A 20,978-nucleotide genomic window follows, 5' to 3' on the forward strand; every position below is an offset into this window, starting at 1 on the left:
GGCATTTCACTCTGAAGTTTGCTCATTAAGTTTAATAAATAACTAATGAAATCTTTTTTTGAATAAAAAAACATATTTACCTCCAATATTACTATCGAAGTTAAATATGTTAATATACAAATTAAATGTCTACAATGATAACATGTATTTAATTGTACGGATAAATTGTGAAGTGAATGAACTTTCGTTGTCATATCACGCGAACACTTTAACCATTTGTTTTCCATCAACTTCCATAACTTTTGTTAAAGTTGCATCAAAAATTGATCCATATGTTGATGAAATTACATCTTGTGAAACGATTGGTTGGGTGTTGTATTGTAATGCTTTACCTAATTCTGCATCAGATGTAACTGCACTTTCAACAGCTTTGTTGATTTCTTCTGCAGTAACGTTAGTTTTTAATTCAGCTGTTAAGTCAACAATTGAACCTGTGATAACAGGAACACGTAGAGCCAATCCATCTAATTTACCATTTAAAGAAGGTAACACTTTACCAACTGCTGCTGCAGCTCCAGTTTTAGAAGGCACAATGTTTCATCCAGCTGCACGTCCACGACGAACATCTGCATGAGGTAAATCTAATAATGTTTGGTCATTAGTTACAGCGTGGATTGTATTCATCAATCCTTTTACAATACCAAATTTTTCATCTAAAATTTTAGCAACAGGTGACAAACAGTTAGTTGTACATGAAGCTGCTGAGACAATTTGATCATCTGCAGTAATTGTTTTGTGGTTTACTCCGAATACAACAGTTTTTAAATCTCCTGTTGCTGGTGCTGAGATAATTGTTTTTTTAGCTCCAGCATTTATATGTGCTTTTGCTTTTTCTTTATCTGCATAAAAACCAGTACATTCTACTACTAGGTCGATTCCCATTTCTCCTCATGGTAAGTTATTAGCATCTCTCTCAGCAAGAATTTTAATTTCTTTACCATCCACAATTATAGCCCCGTCTTTAGCTTTGATTTTTCCAGGCATAAATTGACCATGTGCTGAGTCAAATTCTAATAAGTATGCTAGTGTGTTAGCGTTTGTTAAGTCGTTGATTGCAACGATTTCAATATTATCTGATAAAAATAATTGTCTAAATGCAAGACGACCAATTCTACCAAATCCGTTTATAGCGATTTTTTTCATTTTTTATCGTTTCCTTTCACTTAATTATTTTATACTCATTAAAAAGGCTTTTTAAAAACTAATGAAAAAAATTTTCTACACTTTCTAATTTATTTATACAAAATTGGAAGTTTTTCCATTAGTACCTCTTGTTAGACCCATGTAAACGTACACAAAATGATAGACCTTTAATTCTTTCTGTGAACCTTAAGGTTTTCATTTTTTCGAATTTCATTAAACTTTGATCTCTAATTTTCTTATTTAAGTAGTGTGTTTCTAATTCTGGTATTGAAAAATTTGATGTAAAAAAAGTAAGTTTTTTATTTTCCATTCTAGTATTTAATAAACCAAATAAAAGCTCATCTCTACTTCAATCACTAACAATCTCAGAACCGATATCATCTAATATCAACACATCGACATCACAGCATTGATCAAAAAACTTGTTGTAATCATTTGACTCTAGACTTTTGAACGTCTCTTTGACTTTTTTAATTAGTTTATTTACTGTGACTAAAATTACTTTTTTGTCTAATTTAGCATAAGTGTTAGCTAATAATTTCATAATATATGTCTTACCAATACCTGGTTCTCCATAAACATAAAACCCTTTTTCGGTTTTGGTTTTGTTTAATTTGATCAATAGTTTTTCTAAATTACCATCTAGATTTTTTGCTTTATCAGAGTTCAAGAATTCTTCTATCGTTTCTGGAACTTCTTTAAAATCATAGTCAGCGTATAGAATATTTTTTTGTAGCTTATAATCTTTATTTTCAAAAACTCAGTGTTGACAATTTTTACTAGTAACATAGAATGTATTATTTAAAAAAGACAATTTTTGTTGAACACCCGGGATGCTTTGTTTACACATTGACAATGGTTGATTAGGTTCGCAAAGAACAAAGTCCCTTTTAAATCTTGAAAGAACAATCATATTTTCACTTAAAACCTTATCACTGATATTATACTTATCAACAAGTTTTTTGAGTTGTTTATCTTGTTTTAATAAATCTAATGAAAGTTGTTCCATCTTAAACTTCTCCTCAAATAGAGTTTTCTACTTTATCATCAAGATTTATTTCATAAGTCTTTTTAGTTTGCGCTTCTTGTCAAATGATTTCTTCATTTCTTAAATACTCGTTTGCTTTTTTTGTTGGTGTTTTTTTGTGGGCTACTTTTAAAAACTCCATCGCTTTGTCTGCGGTTTTAATATTTCGTTCATTCATAGTAGAGGCAATTTTAAATAAATAATTACCGACTATATCTTTATTATTTTTATAATACGAGAACTCTAGCAAACAATTAATTACACCGTTTCTAAGCTTATACTTTTCCAATAAAGTTTTTATAACAGTTTCATCATTAGATGAAAATATTTTTTCATCTCCAAACAACAATCTTAAATAATCATAAGGTTCAATAGTTTCCATTTCCTTAATTTTTTTATTAGTTTGTAATTCAATATTATCACTTGGTACAAACAATTCACTATTATTTTTAGCTAGATAAAGTTTAGAAATCTCTTCATAAAAATCCGACAAACTAAAGTCCATGATCTCTTCATTGTAAATTTTTTTTATTGTATTTATGATTTCAGAAATTGTTATATTATAGGCAACATAAACATCTTCAATAGACCTTTGCTTTTCGACATCTGTAGGAGATATAAAAATTTTATTCTTTTTCATTTCTTTAATAATATTTTCGTAGTTAAAACCTTTCAATAAAACATTTGATTTTCTTGGTTTAACTTTAATTTTACTAAATGAAAGATAGTTAGACTCCTCAGTAAACTCTGAAAATACCTCTAAAAACTTTGACGATTTATTTTCATAGCCGCTTTCAGTTAAAGGATCACCTTCATCTCTGAATATATATCTCGCAATCTCATAGTTTTTTTCCCCGATTTTGATAAGTAGTGCGTTGTTAAATAACCTGTTTTGAAAAAAATCTTTTGCATCTAAAGGTGAATAAATATTAAAACAAGCTAGGTTTTTTTGCTTATTGTATAAAGTTTCAATTAGGCCAGTAGCTTCCAATTTCTTTATTTGCTTAATTAATTTTTCACTTGTAGTTTCGCAAAGCTTCAATAATCTTTCCTCTTCTAATAAAACAGATTTAAATTCTCGATTGATTTCTGCTTCATTAATTAGCAACTTATAGAGAGCCATACTATTTAACCCTATTATTGGTTGGTAAAGATAAGAGAGTATTTTATCATCAGAAGAATCTATTCGGTTTTTTAGTGTAATTTTATATTTATAATCTTTCATAGCTTTCTCCTCATTCATTGATATTCTTATAATAAAATCAAATTTCCTTATTATGAATCATTTTGATAAACTTTAATAAAAAATATAATATTTGTGGGAAAGACAAACAAAAATACACCAAGGCGTATTTGTTTATTAAAGTTTTCCACATATTAAATCATTAATTGACATACTTTACAAAAATATGTACCTCTACCGTTTACTTTAATTTTTTCTATAGTAGTACCACAAACATAGCAAGGTTTATTTTTTCGCGTATGAACTTTTAGTTCATTTTGAAACTTACCGTCGATGCCGTCTTCCATTTGATAAGAATCTATTGTAGAACCACCCAGCTCGATTGCTTTAGTTAATATTTCCTTTGATGCAACCAATATATCTTCATAGTTATTTGCCTTTAAACTTGTTGCTCGATTTAGAGGATGTATTTTAGCTTTAAAAAGTATTTCGTCTGCATAAATATTACCTATCCCTGATAACTTTGTCTGATCCAATAATGCTGTTTTTATATACTTATTTGATTTTCCAATAGTTTTGACTAAAAAATTCGCGTCCACTATTGGATTGAATGGGTCGGGACCAACATTACTAATGGGTTTTAATTCCTTATAACTTTCTTTAAGTTGATAATGAAATGTTCCAAATTTTCTTGTATCAAAATAAGCCATTTTTTTTCCACTTTCCAATTCGAAAATGGCTTCCAAATGTTTATTATAATTTACTTCATCATCGTAAATAAATCATTTACCTTCCATTCGAAGATGACTTATCAAAACCATGTCCCCTAAATGAAATATAATATGTTTAGCAATCCTTGACACATCTTCTATCACTCTATTTTTTATATCGAATTCAAAAGCAGATAAAGAAATATCTGTTTTTAATAAATTGGGGTATAAAATTTTTGCATTTACTATTTTTTCGCCTTTAACTTTTTGTCTTAACAATCTAACTACAGTTTCGACTTCTGGTAACTCTGGCATAATACCCTCCTTTTATTTAAGCTCGTATCAATTGTTTCCTATTGAGTAATTAACATCTAGTGGTACAAGTGATATTCTTTTGTGATTTGCTAATTCTAATATATTATTGTAAGCTTCCTTCATATTTCGAATTACAATCTGATTTACGGTATCAATTGTTTCTTCTCTTGCTAGAATGATTATCTCATCATGAATTTGAGCAACCATTTTGGCATCTACATCAAGTCCATTAAGATCATTAAAAACACCAATCATCGCCATCTTCAGAATATCAGCGGCTGTACCTTGTATTGGGGCATTAATAGCTGCTCTCTTCCCAAATTCTCTAATCATATGATTAGAATTTTTAAGTTCTAAAATATATCTTCTTCTATTAGCCATTGTTTTTACATAACCATGTTCCATAGCAAACTCTAAAGTATTTTTTTTGAAATTATCGACTTCAGAAAAAGATTCGTTATACTTTTGAATATATTCTTTTGCGTCTTTCAAAGGTATTTTAAGGTCTTTAGAGAGACCATAATCAGTCAAACCGTAAAGGATACCAAAATTGAAAACTTTTGCTACTCTTCGCTGGTCCGCAGTTACTTTATCATCGGCATTTATATTAAAAATGTTTCTAGCTGCCAATTCGTGAATATCTAAGTTATTCGCATATGCTTTTATAAGTGTTGGTTCATTAGCGACATCTGCAAGTACTCTCAACTCTATTTGTGAATAGTCGTAACTTATGTACTTATATCCTGGTTTGCAAATGAATATTTTTCTTACATTCTTTTGTTCTTCATCACGGATCGAGATATTTTGAAGATTTGGATCAGAAGAACTTAATCGACCTGTGTTTGTCAGTGTTTGATTAAATATTGTATGTACTTTATTGTTTTCGTGTACAAACTTTCCGAACCCCTTAAGGTAGGTTGAATATAATTTTGAGTACTTCCTATATATTAATATTTTCTCAACGACCGGATGTTCATTTATAAGGTCAGTTAAAGCCTCTTTATCAGTACTTCCCTTATTTGAGTTTCTTATTTTCATTTTATCAAATAAGACTTCTTTCAACTGTTTAGGACTAGCTAAGTTAAAGTCTTCACTAATATAATCTTTAAGTTCTTCTTTCACTTCTGCTTCAATTTTATTTAAAAGCAAAAGAACTTCTTCTGTTTGTTTTTTCAACTCTTCACGGTCGATTAAAACACCCTCTTGTTCCATAGATAGCAATACTTTAGAAAATGGTAATTCAATATTTTCATATAAACGCAATTGTTCAAGCTCTTCTAGAGTATGTATGATTTTATTTTCGGTTTCTTTTATGTGTGATGCTTTTGTTACTAAATATTTTGCTTTAATATCTTTATCTATGTTTTTACTTCGTTTGACACCTTTACCAAAAATTTCATCACTAGATTCAATTTGGATTTCCGGATTAATCATCATAAGGTGAGATTCAAAGTTAGATTTTACATTGGGATTTAAAACATAACAAGCCAGCATCATATCATAGATAAAGTTATCTACTTGTGCATCATAACCAAGGTTATTTAAAGCATAAATTGTCTTTTTTATATCATATGTTTTAAATTTATTTTTTTTCAAAAAACTTCTAAAGTCTTCGTCATACTTATCTTCTTGTCAATTGAATATGTTTATTTCCTCAGATTCACCAAAAATATAAAAAAAGTTTCCTTTTGAATTCACTATACCCATTCCAATAACCTCAGAATTATGATAATTTTGATCAAGAGTTTCTAAATAAATATAATTTATTGCATCACTATAACTAGGATTTCATTTTGTTAATATTTGATATTCTAAGACTTCAGGATTCTTAACTTCTTCACTGCAAAGTTTTTTAATCAAAGAGTTCATTTCATATTTTATGAAAAAGGCTCTAAGATTATCGAAATCTATATCTGTTTTTCTAATATGAAAGTTATTTAATTCAATATCTAACTTGATAGTCGCTATTTCTTTTGATAAATACGCATCTTCTTTACCTTCTAATAATTTTGCTTGTTTACTTCCTTTGATATCATCGATATTTTGATAAATGTCATCTAAGTTTTTATATGTTTGTAAAAGCTCCTTAGCAGTTTTTTCTCCTATGCCAAGAACACCTTTTATATTATCAGAACTATCCCCTCTAAGTCCTTTATAATCGGTAACTTGTTGTGGGTAGATCCCTCACTTTTCAACTAACTTCTCTTGGTCATATACAAAAAGACTACTAGTACCAGTTTTAGGCGACAACACAAAAACATTATCACCTATTAATTGATACATATCTTGATCATTAGACAATATGTGTACTATATAATTTTCATCATTTTTTAATTTATTTGAAATTGTCCCAATTATATCGTCGGCTTCGTAATTATCTAATTCAAATCAATCAATTTTAGCTTCAGTTAAAAACTCTCTAACTATCGGGAATTGGGCAACCAATTCGGGAGGTGTTTTTTGTCTACCTGCTTTATATGTTTCTAGCTTTTCATGCCTAAAAGTTTTTTTTCCTTTATCAAAAGCAACTTTTATATCAAAATATTGATGTTCTGCAGCAATGTTACATATCATATTAATAAAAGAGTAAGCAGCATTAGTTGGAATACCTGCTTTTGTACTCAATGGTGTTCTACCATACTGACTATAAAATGCTCTAAATATTAGAGCATTTCCATCGACTAATAAAATTTTTTTCTTCATAATTATCCACCGTTCATTTTAATAATAGCAAAAAAGTAAAACCCTATGTGTAGTAAAAATTAATTTAGAAAATTTTAATCAAATCCTGAAATACAGCACTAGACTTGTTATTAAAAAACTGGGTCTTAATTCTTAATATAACGGTTTGTCCTTCTTTGATTTTTCCTTTTAAAGTTTCGAAACTAGAAGCGAATATGGTCAATAACATCTCTGATGATTCATCTTCAATATTAACAAAACACATTTCATTTCCATTTTTATCTTTTTTTGTAATCATTTTACCTAGAATAACTAGGGTTTCACAAACGACAGGAGTACCCCTTAGCGAACTAAGAAGTCGAAGTTTTTCTTTATTTTTTAACTTGTTTCGCAAGATAGAAAGAGGATGTGAAGAAATGTAAAAACCTAGGTATTCTTTTTCATATGAGATTATCTCTTCTGGATTATCTTTTCTTTTTTCAATATCTAAGGTTATACTAGGGTCTCCTAACTCTCCGTATACATCACTCAAATTTAAAATCATTTCTTTTTGAGATATTAAGTCTTTACGAGAGTACCCATAAGTGTCAAAAGCCCCAGAGTACACAAGAGCGTTATACTTTTGATCTCCAATTGCATTATATTTTTTCAAATAAGAGAGTAAAGATATTAAACTATCAAAAGCCTTCTTACTTTCGGTGTATATTTTTTTTAAATTACGCATAAATTCAGGTCCAATGTGTTTTATTACTGATAACGGCATCATAACTTTGTTGTCTTTAAAATAATAAACACTATTTGGATTTTTAATATTGGGATGCGAAACAAAAAATCCTGAGGCTTTTAATTCATTTATATATTGGAAAGTCTTTATCTCATTTCTAATAACTCCGTTAAGCAAAGCACAATAAAATTCTGCTTTGTAGTGAGTTTTTAGGTATGCCATTCAATAACTAATTTTTGCATATGCTACCGCGTGAGACTTATTGAAACCATACTCAGCAAATTTTTCAATATAATTTCAAAGTTCAATTGCTTTTTCCATGGAGTAATTATTATTAACGGCCTTTTCTATAAATTCATTTTTAAAAGCATCCATTAACTTATGATCTTTTTTGCTCATTGCTCGTCTAATTATATCTGCTTTACTCAAACTCAAATTAGCCACTTTTTTCAATATTTGCATAACTTGTTCTTGATATACAATTATTCCATAAGTGCTTTCTAGTATTTCTTTTAAGCTTTCTTCAATAATATAATTATTTTCTATGTTGTTTTTTCTTTTTATGAAAGTTGGAATGTTCTCTTGTGGACCGGGTCTAAATAATGCACTAGTTAAAGCGATATCATCAATAGAGTTTACTTTCATTTTTTTTAAAACATCCGTCATTCCTTCAGACTCAAGTTGGAATATCCCGCTAGTATCTCCTCCTCTCAGAAGAGCAAAAGTTTCTAAGTCGTTTTCTGGTATTTTATTCAATTCAATAACTTTGTTTTTAGATTCTTTGATATTTTTTAAAACTTCTTGAATAATCGACAAGTTTCTTAAACCTAAGATATCAGTTTTAATTAATCCGATTTCTTCTAAATAACTCATTGAGTACTGAGTTTGTGTTATTCCGTTCATTCCCAACTTCGTCGGTACAACCTCAGATAATTTAGTATCAGAAAACACAACTCCAGCAGCGTGTGTACCAGTTTGCCTTGGCAGTCCTATAATTTTACTAACGACTTCAAAGATGTGTGGGTATTTTTCTTTATACTTTCTAAGTGTCTCCGAACTATCTAATGCCAATTGTAAATCTTTAACATTCCTGTCACTTATTTGCTTTGTCATTTGAGAGACCTCTTCAATAGGCACGTTGAAAACCCTTCCACAATCTCTAATGGCGTTTTTTATTCCTATTGTTTGAAAAGTTACTATTGTTGAGAAATGGTCTTTTCCGTATTTTTCAAATAAATAATCCAGAACTTCTTCTCTTCTGTCATCTTGGAAATCTATATCAATATCTGGAAGAGTTATCCTTTCAATATTTAAAAAACGTTCAAATAGCAAACCCCATTTCAAAGGATCCAAATCTGTGATACCTAATAAAAAAGCGACTAAGCTACCTGCAGCAGAACCTCTACCGGGTCCTACTAATATATTTTTTCTTTTAGCTTCAGCGACAAAGTCAGCGACAATTAAAAAATAATCTGCGAAGCCCATTTTTTTTATGACTTCAAGTTCCATATCAAGCCTATCGATATAAATATTTTTAGAGTCTATTTGTTGTTGATAATTTTCGAAAGCTTCTTCACATATCAATCTAAGATAATTATCAGAAGGTATTTTTTTAGAATTTGGGTAACTTAAAAAATGTTTCCTATTGTCATTACTTACATGGTTTTCTACTTGATTAACAATTTTATCTAAGCTACTCAAATGTTTTTTTATGTCAATGAAGTTTGCAATGCTTTCCTGTTTTAAATAAAATGTTTTTTTAGTATTTTTTACATCGGTTAATAGCTCACCAGATGCAATTGCCTTTAATGACAAAAAGGTTTGGTATTCAGAATCATACAAGAAGTTCACCTCTTGTGCGAAAATAACATTTTCCTCATTTTTTAAAAAATGGTGATTAGAACTGTCCACACCGAAAAATAAAGATTCTTTACCAAAATGATCTTTTAATTTATTTATATAGTTATCAATAAATTCGACCGTTGGCACAAAAACTACAACTACATTATTTTTTAAAGTTTGAAAAAACTTTTTCTCAGTTTGATCAATGTCTAACTTATCAAAACTTTGTACGTAAGAAGAAAAGGTAGAAATACTTTTATAACCTTCGTTGTTTTTTGCATAAACGATGATTTGACCAAAAGAAATTGTAAAGCTAACTCCTATTATTGGTTTTATGTTATTAGCTCTACATTGTTCTTCGAACTCAGGAATACCATACATAACATTATAATCTGCTAAGAAACCAAAATTAAAATTTTGGTTCTTCAAAAATTCGACGTAGTCATGGGGTCTTATGGTTGACTCTAAAAAATTGTAACAACTTTGAATATTTAATAAATTTAAATAACCCACCCTTAAGACACCTCTTTAATTTGATTTTACACAAATTTTTATAAAAAAAATCAATCAATGTTTGTTACCATCAATTGATTTAATGTTTTTGTGTTTTTCTACTTTCTGTAATTATTTCGTAGGCATTGTTGATTTTAGTCATCTCCGCTTGTGCTTCAATGTCGTTGGGATTCTTATCTGGATGATATTTGTTTGCTAGTTCACGATATTTTTTTTTGATTTCTGCATCAGAAGCTTTTCTTGTTAATCCAAAAACAACGTAAGCTTCGTCAATCAATGATGTACTACCTGTATGGTGTGAACTATTTGAACTTCTCGAACCCCTGTTAGATCATTCTTCTTGATTTTGAAAACCTTCGTCGAAGTTATTATGTCCTTCACTATTTTTTCTGTATTTTTGTTCTCTTCGTGCTGATCCATTAAAAATAAGATTCACAATTCAAAAAATAAAAACGTAATACAAAATTCTCATGATAAATCTAATTAAGTCATCCATAAAAATACTCCCTTTAAACTCATTCTACACCTTTTCAATAACTAATCAAGTAATCATACCTACAATAATAAGCAATATAACTATATAAGAAATAACTTTAAATATTCATACATTTGCTTTTTTTTTAATCTTGGAAGGGTTGATTTCGATTTTCTTGTGTTTTACATCTTTTTCTTTAACTTCTGTAATTGTTATTGAATCATCTCGATATTCTTCAATAGTAAACTCTGGGTCGTATCCTATAGTTTCACTATTAATAACGTTTCCATTGAACACCCCGAACTTATTCTCACCCTTAATTTTCTTTTCTTTGATTTTGTTCAACTTTTTCAATCATTTCACCATCCTTAAAATAATAATATTTAATAAATTTGCTAATAGTATATTCAATTAGTTCATCTAATAATATATCTTTTTCCTGTTCTCTTGCAATGTATGCTTTTGGTTTTGTAACAGGTTTATTAGGGACGTACATTGAACAAACATCATCGAAAGGTAAAATTGATGTTTCATAAGTACCAATTTGTTTTGCAAGATGTATTATTTCTTCTTTATCAAATGTTAGTAAGGGTCTCAATATAGTTAAATTTGAGGTCTCGTTAATTGTGTTGATGGACTCAATAGTTTGTGAAGCAACCTGACCAAGATTGTCCCCTGTTATAATGGCTTTGGCCTTAATTTGAGTTGCTAACTTATTTGCAATTCGAACAAAAACTCTTCTCATTATAGTTATCCTATAAGATTCATCTTTTATATGCATTAGCTCGCGTAAAATCATTGAAAAATCGCAAACATACAACATAAAACTAGAGTGGTTAAAAGTTTGGAGCTTTTTTGCGAGTGTAAACACTTTCTCTAAAGCTTTAACAGATGTATGAGGGGGTGTCATAAAGTGTAGAAAATCTACAACCATACCTCTTTTCATAACCAAATAGCTTGCTACTGGTGAATCTATTCCGCCACTTAATAATGATATTGCTTTTCCACCAATCCCAACTGGTAGTCCTTTTATACCATTCTGTCTAGAAGTAAATATATAAATACCGTCTTGTTTAATGATAACAGTTATTTTTAAATCAGGATTATGAACATCTACTTTCAAACCCGCACAATTTTTTAAAATATTAGCCGCAATTTTTAGTTTCATTTCTGTTGAGCCAAGTTCAAAGAACTTATCTTTTCGATCAACTTCTACCTTGAATGTGCCCTTATTGAATGATTGAGCAACTTTTAAAGTATATTCTAAGACCTTGTTAACATCTCTTTCTACGATTTCAGCAACTGATATTGAATAAATTCCAAATACTTTTGTCAAAGACTCACAAATTGTTTCTAAAAAGCTATCGTCATTTACTTTTATTGTTAAACTGTTGTGATCTTTTTTATATTCTAAGATGTCTTTATATGGTTTCAATTTGAATTTAATATTTTGAATCAGCTTATTTATGAATATATTTTTGTTATTCCCTTTTAAAGTTAACTCTCCATATCTTACAAGTATATTTTTCATTTTATCTCCTTGCAACTTTGATTTTTCCTAAAATATTTAAGGAGTAACCAAGTAGTTGTTCTAACTCTCTATTATGGAATAACATTTCGCATTCTTTAATAACTTTATCAATCTTTTTGTCTAACCCAACAAATCTTTCTAAATAAATTATTATTTCTTGAGAAATAAAATCTAAAAATATAGTGTCGTTTATTGAAGAAGCAATTTCTCACGCCTTACCAAGTTGTAAATTTATATAATTATTTACTCTCTCTTTTTCCTCAACTGTTTTTATCTTCAAGAGATTTTCTTTTGTTAGATATTCTATTTCTTTGTATAGTTGATTGATTGGCTCTGTAAACTTATTAAGTTCCATTATAGATTTATATTGATTTATTTTAACTTCACATTGACTTAGTATTGATTGCATAAATATGACTTGGTTGTAAACTGAATCGATGTTAGTATTTTGTTTTTCTGCATCTTTAGCTGATTTTTCAAGTTTTTCTATATCTTTTAATGCTTGTTGCATTACATCTAGTAAACTATCTTTAATTTCTAAAAAATCAACAGCGCGCCCATCATTTTTTGCAACATCAAGTTTAGAAAATATTAAGTCACTTTTTTCTTTTGTTTTAATGAACTGTGCTCTAGTTTCTTCGAAATCTAACTTTTCTTTTGATTGTGTTTTAGATGAAATATTGACATTTTTGAATGCTTTTTCAATTGCTCTTGATGCTTTATTAATAAGTTCAAAATTCTCTCTTATATTTTCAGCATTTTCCTCGAAGAATCGTTTCAAATCATCTTCGTACTCCACAGATATTCTAAATTCTTCAACATAATTAAAGGCTTTGTTAAGATTCTTAATTGCTTTTTTATATAAAAGTCTCTTAATATTTTTGTTTATTTTTATTCTTAGAGCATCAACACTAGCCTCTAGTTTTGCATAATTTTCAGCATTTTTATTTGACTTACGATAATTATTGCCAAAAGTTATATGTTTATTTTTTAACTCTAACATCATTTCTGGTATTACAGTAGTTATTGTTGATAAAATATATGGTATTACATCTAATAGTTCAATCAAAAATATTAATGCGGATTCGATTTTATAAAGACAATCTCAACTTTTTTTATAGTCTCCATCATCTATACAAATATAAAAATTTTGAAATAGTTGCTCAATCTTACTTAAAGTTTCATTCAACATTTCTTTTTCTAGATCTATATCAGAAAATTGTAGGATTATTAGCTCTTCTTTCAATTTAGTAAATAACTCTCTTTGAAATGCCAATGAATCTCTCTGAATATATTCAATTTCAATAGCATCTCTTGTTTCAATGAATAATTCGTGTATTGTTTTATTAATAAATTCCATTTTTTCGCAAATATAACTAAACTTTTTAAAATTTTTCAGTAAAGGTCTAGTGTTTTTTTTATCCTTAATCAACTCACCAAAAGCTTTTAAAGTTTTTTGAAGTTCTTTTTCATATATCAACTCGAATTTTGTTCTCCAAATCATGAATTCACTTTCGAAATTCCCTGTTTCTTCAAATATAATAGATATTCGACGCAAGTTTAGTTTTAAAGGTGATTTCTTAATATCATCGACAAGGTCAAGAGTTTTAGCGATAGTTTGCATAATTTTTTTATAAATAAATAAGAATATCATTACAAGATTAACAATTATAAACGCTAAAAAAAACACAGATAAACACACTATGTTAGGTAAGTTGCCTTGCAAATTATTTAAGTCTCAACCCAAAAACATTAAACTACCTCCTTAAAATCAAATTAATTATAGCACATTGAAAAATAGAGATATTATTTTCGATTTATTCTCCCTTATATTAAAAAAATGAGATATAATAATTTTTGGTTAATCTGCAAATAAGCATATTAAAGTTCTTAGTCTATGAAATCACGATTTTATAAATGTAACCCTTGCAGATAAGGGCGAATCATTGACTTCCTTTAATGGAGCTTATCTTTACAAAGGTTTTCCATAATATATAAATAAAGAAAGGGACAAATAATGTCAAGATATACAGGATCAATATTCAAAAAATCAAGAAGATACGGTTTTTCAATTCTTGAAACTGGGAAAGAGTTCTCAAAAGGTAAGAAAAGAGCTACAGCACCAGGTCAACACGGAGGAAGAAGAACTAAGTTGTCTGGTTATGGACAACAAATGCAAGAAAAACAAAAAGTAAAATTCATGTATGGTTTAACTGAAAGACAGTTTAGAAATACATATGCTAAAGCTAAAAAAATAAGTGGTATTACCGGTACAAATTTCTTACAAATGTTAGAATCAAGGTTAGATAATATTGTTTATAGAATGGGATTGTCATTAACTAGACAAGGGGCTAGACAACTAGTAACTCACGGTCATATTTTAGTAAATAATAAGAAGTTAGATATTCCTTCATATATTGTTAAACCAGGAGAAATCATTTCAGTAAAAGATAAAATGCAAAAGAATGATAAAATTGTCGAGGCGCTTGCAAGTAATGTTGCAACTGTGGACTTCGTTAAATTTGACAAAACAAAAATGTCAGGTACTTTTGTAAGACTTCCAGAGCGAAATGAACTAAACCAAGAAATAAATGAATCACTAATTGTTGAATGATACAATAGGTTAATTAAATAGTAGTAAGTTGCTCAAATTTGTTACTAAGTAAATTATAAAAAACGCCAAATAGATTTGGCGTTTTTTAATTTAACTAGGGTTTGTTTAGATGAATTCCTAAAGTCGTTTTTTTTGATAGTTGTAGATGAATCAAAGTACTAATTTTCTTCATAATTTACGTACAAAAAATACAGATACTTTGTCTTTTACTCCGACTAGTATCGCTGATTTACCTTTCTTACGTAACCCAATCTTCAGGCTTTTTTTCGCAAATTTTACTACGTTAGCACCCTTTTCATAACTACTTCCTTCTTTATCATTGAACTTACTTACTAAAAAACTTGTGTTCAAAATACCGGGTGTTATGACTTTTACTCTGACATTTGACTTACTTCTTTTTAACTCGTAATCTAATGCAACACTCATACTATATACATAGCTTTTGGTAGCATAGTATGTTGCAAAATAAGGACCAGGAGTATGTCAGGCAATAATAGATCCAATGTTCAAAATTATTCCCCTATCATTTTCTTTAAATTTTTTTACAAAAAACCTAGTTAAGTATTGTAAAGAGTAAATATTCAAAGATAGCATCTGCTCATCTTTTTCAAAACTTCCTTCCAAGAAGTTTCCAGATTTACCAACTCCAGCGTTATTGATTAAAACTGTAATGTTTTTATTTTTCACATTTTCGCATAATATCTCGTTGTTTTCTCATTTAGATAAGTCTAAATTGTAGGTTACTATTTCTTGATTAGGAAAAGATGTCTTCAAATCATTAAGACTATCAGTATTTCGTGATACGCAAACTAAGTTATAACCAATCCTCAAAAGTTCTTTACAATATTCTAAACCAAGACCCCTGCTTGCGCCTGTTACTAAGGCATATTCGTTACTAAAGTCTTTTTTATTTTTTTTCATTGTCTTTTCCTGTTCTATCGAATAGGGTTTTTCTATTTAGATAAATATAATTAATAGCTGATACTATCGATAAAATTGTTGCGATATACATTGGTATCATAAGAAGTTGATTTATTCATCCAAACTCATCAAACTTTCCAGTACCCATGCGAACTCCATCAAACATTTTATAACCTACAAAAAAAAGTGAAGATAAAGAAATCATTTCTACTGCGGCTTTATATTTTCCTAATTTATTAGCAGCCATAACATAGTTAGAACTAGCTAATATTTGTCTAACAACATCTATTATAAAATCTCTAGCAATAAGGATGATTACCATTCAAATAGGTAAGATCGATGCACAAGCAAAAACTATAAGCACAGAGTTTGTAAGTAACTTATCGGCAATTGTGTCAAAAAATTTCCCAAAGTTTGTTACTTGTTTATATTTTCTTGCTATATATCCATCAAGTGCATCAGTAAGACTAGCGATTATGAATAACACTCCTGCTATCAAATATGCATAAGGTAACTTATAATTTCCTAATTGTATATAATTACTAAAAACATTGTAGAATGGTGTTGTGTTTTCAAATGAAGTAAGTAACATCAATGTTATTATTATCGGTATCAAACAAATCCTGATCATTGTAATTCTATTTGCTCAATTCATTTTTAATTCCTCGTTTCATTGTTTACTTTAATATTATAATATATAAAAGTAACCATAGTTTTTTTATTATGGGTTTTGAAAGTTGTGACCAGAAATGACAAATATATTATCAGAGAAAATCTATTTAGCACTAGATGAGAGTGGTAAGCTTAATAAAAACGATGTCGGAAACTATTTTGTTGTAGGTGGGTTCATTTATACAGATAAAGAGTTTGTGAAATCAAAGATTAAGAAAGCAGAAAGTGAGATACGGCAAAAATATAATATACCTAAGGAGTTTGAAATTAAAGGCAATAAACTTGAAGAAATGGCAACCATAGAATTAATCAATAAAGTGTTTAAAGAAGTGGGCGACGCAATAAAGCCAATATTCTCAGTTGTGTCGAGAAATGAATTAAATGAGCATTTTACAGTTAGTGAAATGTTGGCATACGATTTTTTCGTAAACAACATTATTCACTTTTTCTCAAAGTATTATAATTTTGAAAGTTACTGTCGAGACATTTTTATTTTAATGGACGAACGTAACTTAAAAAAAACAGACCTAAATCAGTTAGAAAACTTACTGAAAACTAATTTCATTGAAAAACCATTCAATATCACCACATATTATTTATCGAGTAAACTAACAGATGTTGTACGTTTTGCTGATATCTTAGATCATGTAGTTTATACGTATTATAATAACCCTGATTCATCAAAGAATGAGTTGTATCAAAAAAACATAAAGAAAGATATACTAAATAAGCTGAGCTTAGGAACCATTTATTACCCATTCAAAAAGTCTTATTTTAAATCTCTAAATCAAATGAAAGCAAAATCTAAAAAATAAAAAAGTTGCTTAACAATAGCAACTTTTTTCTATCCTTTAATCTTTATCAGGAGTGTATAATGAACATCTTAATAGGTTACTATATATATCGACATTAACCAACATTCCAACAACGTAAGAATTTAATTTTGAAAGTCTCACAACATCATGAATCCATCCGTATTCTTCACATAAACTATCAATAATAACGAAATAGTCTAAGTTTAATATCTCATTGTGTTTATTTAAAATTTTTTTAGAATAATTCTCAATTAATTTCAAATCTTCTGTTTTTGTTATTTTACAGGTGGAGCGTATTATGCTATCTAAGTGCGCACTACGTTTTAATCTATTTGGTAAATTCTCATATTTTGTCAACAAATTTAGAGCAACTGAGTGGATTTTTCTGACAATAAATTTTTCATTAATATCATTTGGCTTGCGCAAATCTAAGGGAGTTTTTAAATATTCAATTTCATTTAAGACTTTACTAACAGTTTCAAATGAGTTAGAAGCTGATGTTAATAGTATTTCGTTTTTTGCAAAGATTTTTACATCGAACCCATCATTTGTAAGTTGTTGTTGATTTAATTGTCTCAACTCATATATTTTTGAAATAATTTCTTGCAAACAATCTTCCAATTGTTTGCTATCGATAGATTCATTTGATAAATCCTCTATCTTTTTAGTATCTATATCTATCTTTTGGGAGTATATTTTGTGTTTATGAAAACACTCATTATTATAATAATTTGCAATATCTTCAATAGTTTGCTTAATAATTTTTTGAATATTCATCAAACACCTCATTAATGTAACTTGATGCTGAAATAACGTCGTTTACCTTTTTTAACAAAGATAAAGTTATCAATTAAAACATGTGAATCATCAATTACATCGCTTTCTTTAAAATTACTAATTGTTCCTATAGTTATGGCATTATTAGAAATAAGCTCTCTAGCTTCACGTTTTGATGTTGCTATTTGAGTTTCAACTAAAAAATCAATGATGTTAAGACCTTTATTTATTTCTTTGAATGGCAGCGATCTAGAAAGCTGTCGCAATTCACTATCACCCAATTTATTTATATCCCCTTTAAATAATGTTTCAGTTAATTTTAAAGCTTTTTCTAAACCTTTTTCACCGTGCACTAGTAAAGTAACTTCTTCTGCTAGTTTTTTTTGTGCTAATCTTTTATGAGGTTCTTTATTATGGTCGTTCATGATAGTATTTATTGTTTCTGTTGATAAAATTGTTAAATAATTTAATAATGTTGCACAATCATCATCATCCTGATTTATAAAAAATTGATAAAACTCATATTCACTGGTTTTATTCGGGTCTAATCAAATAGCTCCAGATTCGGTTTTACCGAACTTGACACCATCTTTTTTTGTTAAAAGGTTCATAGTAATTCCACAGGCTTTTGAGTTCTCTTTACCGATTTTTGATGCTATATAGTCAATACCGCTAGTAATGTTGCCTCATTGGTCAGAACCACCGATTTGAACTCAACATGTTTCATTTTGATACAAATTGTAAAAATCATATCCTTGTAACATCGTATATGAGAATTCGGTAATACTTAAACCTTTGTCGATTCTTGAAGAGATATTTTCTTTAGCCAAAAGATAAGCTAGATTAAAATCTTTTCCAATATCTCTTAAAAAATCTATTAGCGATAACTTAGATAATCAATCATAATTATCAATCACTTTTACCTCAGGTATAAATGTTTCCAACTGCTTTTTTATCATTAAGCTATTTTTCTTAACTTCTTCTAGTTCCAAAAGATTTCGTTCGCTATTTTTGAAGCTTGGGTCCCCAATCATTCCGGTTCCCCCACCAATAATAGCTAATGGAGTGAAACCAAAATCTTTGAATCTTTTTAAGTTCAATATTTGAATCAGGTGACCAATATGTAATGAATCGGCCGTTGGGTCAAAACCACAATAAACACCAGCACCTGACAGTTGGGCTGTTTTAATCTTTTCTGGATTCGTTGATTGTTTTAAAATTTTTCTAGTTTCTAACTCATCTAATATGAATTTCATATTATTTGTCCTCACTTACTATTTTGTTTTTCTGTGAATCATCAAGTTCAAAAACATCTTCACTCATACTTGAGGATACATCTTTCACTTGTGAGTATACATCACTTGCTTTATCAAGGACATTGACACTTATAACTGCCAAATCCTTTGCAATTAACTTAACATTTTGTGACTTCGAAACTTCTTGACCAATTTTTAAAGATACTAAACCGATTTTTCTTAAAGCTTTATAAGCAAGTTCTTTTGTTTCGGCAGCGTCTAATTCTTCACTTGCTTGTTTAACTTGATCTAATTTCAACTCTATATTAGCGATAACTTCGTCACTCTCGTTACCTTGTGATTGTTCTCAAGCTTCTTCAATTGTTGCTATGAACTTTTTAATTTGAGGTCGATATTTTTTCAAGTAGTTTACAAAATCAGCTCTAATTTCAACACCCCTTTTGGGCGCTAACATCATTCCTAAAAAAAATCAGCCTGTAAGCTTTATTAATTTAAACATAGTAACCCCCAATTAATCCTTAGAGTTGGCAAAATCTCTAAGCTTATCTACCATTTTATAAACGATATCTTTGTTTTTAGTTGCCACTTTAACTCAGGACTTTACATTTCTTTTAGCGAACGCATCGAATATATCAACATAATTAGTTACACGAGCAATTGTATCTACTGTTGCATTCAACATTTCTGATTTGTAAGTAAGATCTTCAAAGAAATAGTCAACTTTTTTTGCTGCTACCCCGACCCTTCTCATAGTAACGATTGTATACAAAGTTAAAAAGATAGCAAAAACTAGTAGAACTATAATTAAAATAGTTTTTGTTCCGTCTAGTGTATCGCTTGCTAATAATAGTGTTAATGTCATATCCTAATTCTCCCTAATAAATCAATCTCATTATACAATATAATATAGTGTGTAACGTTTAGAAATGAAAAACAACAATAAACTTTTTAAATAAGTTATATCGTTGTTAATCTTCTATATCGCTCTTAAATTTTTTTACTTCTTCTTCTCAGTTAGCCTGTCTTTTTCTTTCTTCTAAACTGGCGTTTTTATCAGGCATAACCTTATCAGAGTCATCAACATGATTACCTCAATTAAATTCGCTTTTTCCAAGCTTCACATTTTCTCTCCAGCTTATTATTTTCTGAGCACGTTCTGTTTCAGCATTATATGCATCATTGTATATTTGTTTTCTTCTTTCTTGTAATGACATTTCTGGGGTATACTTTGAAGCAACGGTTTTAATATTATCGTGGATTTCTTTTAATTTAGAGACATAATTTTCTTTTAATTCTAATGTTTTTTCTATATCGGAGTTACTAAATGAACCTTTTTCCAGCATATTGTTTAATTTTTTAGAAGTTTTAGTCACAAGTTTAGTTAATTTATAACCTTCTTTAATTAGTTTTTTCTCTTCTTTTTGAACAAACTTATCTTTTTGTCTTATTTCGTATCTTATGTCAGATATAGTTTTTTCAATCTCTTTGATTTCTTCATCCGAGAAAGGCATATTTTTTTCTTTTCTAGGTTTAAATACTTGTTCGTTCAGCTCGGGCGCTTGGTCTGTCGATATTCTTTTAGGAATAATAATGTCTCCTTGAACCTTAGACTTTACAAGTTCATCAGATTTCTTTAGTTCTTCCACTCTTTTTTTAGAATCCAAAAGAGCTTTTGCTTCTAATTCTTTTGCAAACTCGTCTACAAAATCCTCGGTTACAGTATCTTCGTTTGTAACACCGAAAATATATTCCAACAACTTATCTTTTTTTTTCATTTT

General features: G+C 28.9%; 19 protein-coding genes. 2 read left to right on the forward strand and 17 right to left on the reverse strand.

The window, feature by feature from the left end:
- Positions 1–129: 129 nt before the first annotated feature.
- The 10 genes from gap to AAHM92_RS04605 form a co-directional block, all read right to left on the reverse strand.
- Positions 130–1,143: a type I glyceraldehyde-3-phosphate dehydrogenase gene (gap, locus tag AAHM92_RS04560; RefSeq protein ID WP_023790043.1), complete on the reverse strand. Its 1,014-nt coding sequence runs from the start codon at positions 1,141–1,143 to the stop codon at positions 130–132.
- A gap of 118 nt (positions 1,144–1,261) precedes the next feature.
- Positions 1,262–2,152 carry a DnaA ATPase domain-containing protein gene (locus AAHM92_RS04565; RefSeq protein WP_500222293.1) on the reverse strand — a complete coding sequence of 297 codons (891 nt, stop codon included), beginning with the start codon at positions 2,150–2,152 and terminating at the stop codon, positions 1,262–1,264.
- Between the two features lies 1 nt (position 2,153).
- Entirely contained in the window at positions 2,154–3,395 is a 1,242-nt protein-coding gene (locus AAHM92_RS04570) for a DnaD domain protein (RefSeq protein ID WP_500222295.1), read from the reverse strand.
- Between the two features lie 152 nt (positions 3,396–3,547).
- Positions 3,548–4,378, reverse strand: coding sequence for a DNA-formamidopyrimidine glycosylase (mutM, locus tag AAHM92_RS04575; protein WP_500222296.1), 831 nt, complete (start codon positions 4,376–4,378; stop codon positions 3,548–3,550).
- Between the two features lie 12 nt (positions 4,379–4,390).
- Positions 4,391–7,081, reverse strand: a complete 2,691-nt coding sequence (gene polA / locus AAHM92_RS04580; RefSeq protein WP_500222298.1) for a DNA polymerase I — start codon at positions 7,079–7,081, stop codon at positions 4,391–4,393.
- A gap of 64 nt (positions 7,082–7,145) precedes the next feature.
- Positions 7,146–10,139 (reverse strand): DNA polymerase III subunit alpha, encoded by a 2,994-nt coding sequence (dnaE, locus tag AAHM92_RS04585; RefSeq protein ID WP_500222299.1) that lies wholly within the window; start codon positions 10,137–10,139, stop codon positions 7,146–7,148.
- A 79-nt stretch (positions 10,140–10,218) separates the two neighbouring features.
- Positions 10,219–10,635, reverse strand: a complete 417-nt coding sequence (locus AAHM92_RS04590) for a DnaJ domain-containing protein (protein WP_500222300.1) — start codon at positions 10,633–10,635, stop codon at positions 10,219–10,221.
- Positions 10,636–10,659: 24 nt separating this feature from the next.
- Complete coding sequence (locus tag AAHM92_RS04595; protein ID WP_500222302.1) at positions 10,660–10,968, reverse strand: hypothetical protein; 309 nt, start codon at positions 10,966–10,968, stop codon at positions 10,660–10,662.
- A complete protein-coding gene (gene thiI, locus AAHM92_RS04600; protein WP_500222303.1) occupies positions 10,931–12,145 on the reverse strand; it encodes a tRNA uracil 4-sulfurtransferase ThiI in 1,215 nt (404 codons plus the stop codon). Before thiI ends, AAHM92_RS04595 begins: the two co-directional genes overlap by 38 nt.
- Before the next feature lies 1 nt (position 12,146).
- A complete protein-coding gene (locus tag AAHM92_RS04605) occupies positions 12,147–13,898 on the reverse strand; it encodes a hypothetical protein (protein ID WP_500222305.1) in 1,752 nt (583 codons plus the stop codon).
- A 264-nt stretch (positions 13,899–14,162) separates the two neighbouring features.
- Here AAHM92_RS04605 and rpsD point away from each other — a divergent pair, with 264 nt between their 5' ends.
- Positions 14,163–14,780, forward strand: a complete 618-nt coding sequence (gene rpsD, locus AAHM92_RS04610) for a 30S ribosomal protein S4 (protein ID WP_500222306.1) — start codon at positions 14,163–14,165, stop codon at positions 14,778–14,780.
- Between the two features lie 96 nt (positions 14,781–14,876).
- Here the strand turns inward: rpsD and AAHM92_RS04615 are convergent, their stop codons facing one another.
- Together AAHM92_RS04615 and pgsA are read right to left on the reverse strand one after the other, a co-directional pair.
- Positions 14,877–15,680 carry an SDR family NAD(P)-dependent oxidoreductase gene (locus AAHM92_RS04615; protein ID WP_500222308.1) on the reverse strand — a complete coding sequence of 268 codons (804 nt, stop codon included), beginning with the start codon at positions 15,678–15,680 and terminating at the stop codon, positions 14,877–14,879.
- On the reverse strand, positions 15,667–16,335 hold the full coding sequence (pgsA, locus tag AAHM92_RS04620; RefSeq protein WP_023790066.1) for a CDP-diacylglycerol--glycerol-3-phosphate 3-phosphatidyltransferase: 669 nt from the start codon (positions 16,333–16,335) through the stop codon (positions 15,667–15,669). Before pgsA ends, AAHM92_RS04615 begins: the two co-directional genes overlap by 14 nt.
- A 94-nt stretch (positions 16,336–16,429) precedes the next feature.
- Here pgsA and AAHM92_RS04625 point away from each other — a divergent pair, with 94 nt between their 5' ends.
- Positions 16,430–17,167: a DUF3800 domain-containing protein gene (locus AAHM92_RS04625; RefSeq protein ID WP_500222309.1), complete on the forward strand. Its 738-nt coding sequence runs from the start codon at positions 16,430–16,432 to the stop codon at positions 17,165–17,167.
- A 36-nt stretch (positions 17,168–17,203) separates the two neighbouring features.
- On the opposite strand, the gene AAHM92_RS04630 is transcribed toward AAHM92_RS04625, so the two are convergent.
- The 5 genes from AAHM92_RS04630 to AAHM92_RS04650 form a co-directional block, all read right to left on the reverse strand.
- On the reverse strand, positions 17,204–17,944 hold the full coding sequence (locus AAHM92_RS04630) for a hypothetical protein (RefSeq protein WP_500222311.1): 741 nt from the start codon (positions 17,942–17,944) through the stop codon (positions 17,204–17,206).
- A gap of 11 nt (positions 17,945–17,955) precedes the next feature.
- Positions 17,956–19,200 (reverse strand): tyrosine--tRNA ligase, encoded by a 1,245-nt coding sequence (gene tyrS, locus AAHM92_RS04635; protein ID WP_500222312.1) that lies wholly within the window; start codon positions 19,198–19,200, stop codon positions 17,956–17,958.
- 1 nt (position 19,201) lies between these two features.
- A complete protein-coding gene (locus AAHM92_RS04640; protein WP_500222313.1) occupies positions 19,202–19,699 on the reverse strand; it encodes a hypothetical protein in 498 nt (165 codons plus the stop codon).
- Between the two features lie 12 nt (positions 19,700–19,711).
- Complete coding sequence (locus AAHM92_RS04645) at positions 19,712–20,062, reverse strand: hypothetical protein (RefSeq protein ID WP_023790076.1); 351 nt, start codon at positions 20,060–20,062, stop codon at positions 19,712–19,714.
- A 106-nt stretch (positions 20,063–20,168) separates the two neighbouring features.
- Entirely contained in the window at positions 20,169–20,975 is an 807-nt protein-coding gene (locus AAHM92_RS04650; RefSeq protein WP_500222315.1) for a hypothetical protein, read from the reverse strand.
- Positions 20,976–20,978: the final 3 nt, after the last annotated feature.

The organism is Spiroplasma endosymbiont of Melanargia galathea (assembly GCF_964031075.1).
Taxonomy (GTDB): Bacteria; Bacillota_I; Bacilli_A; order Mycoplasmatales; family Mycoplasmataceae; genus Spiroplasma_A; species Spiroplasma_A apis.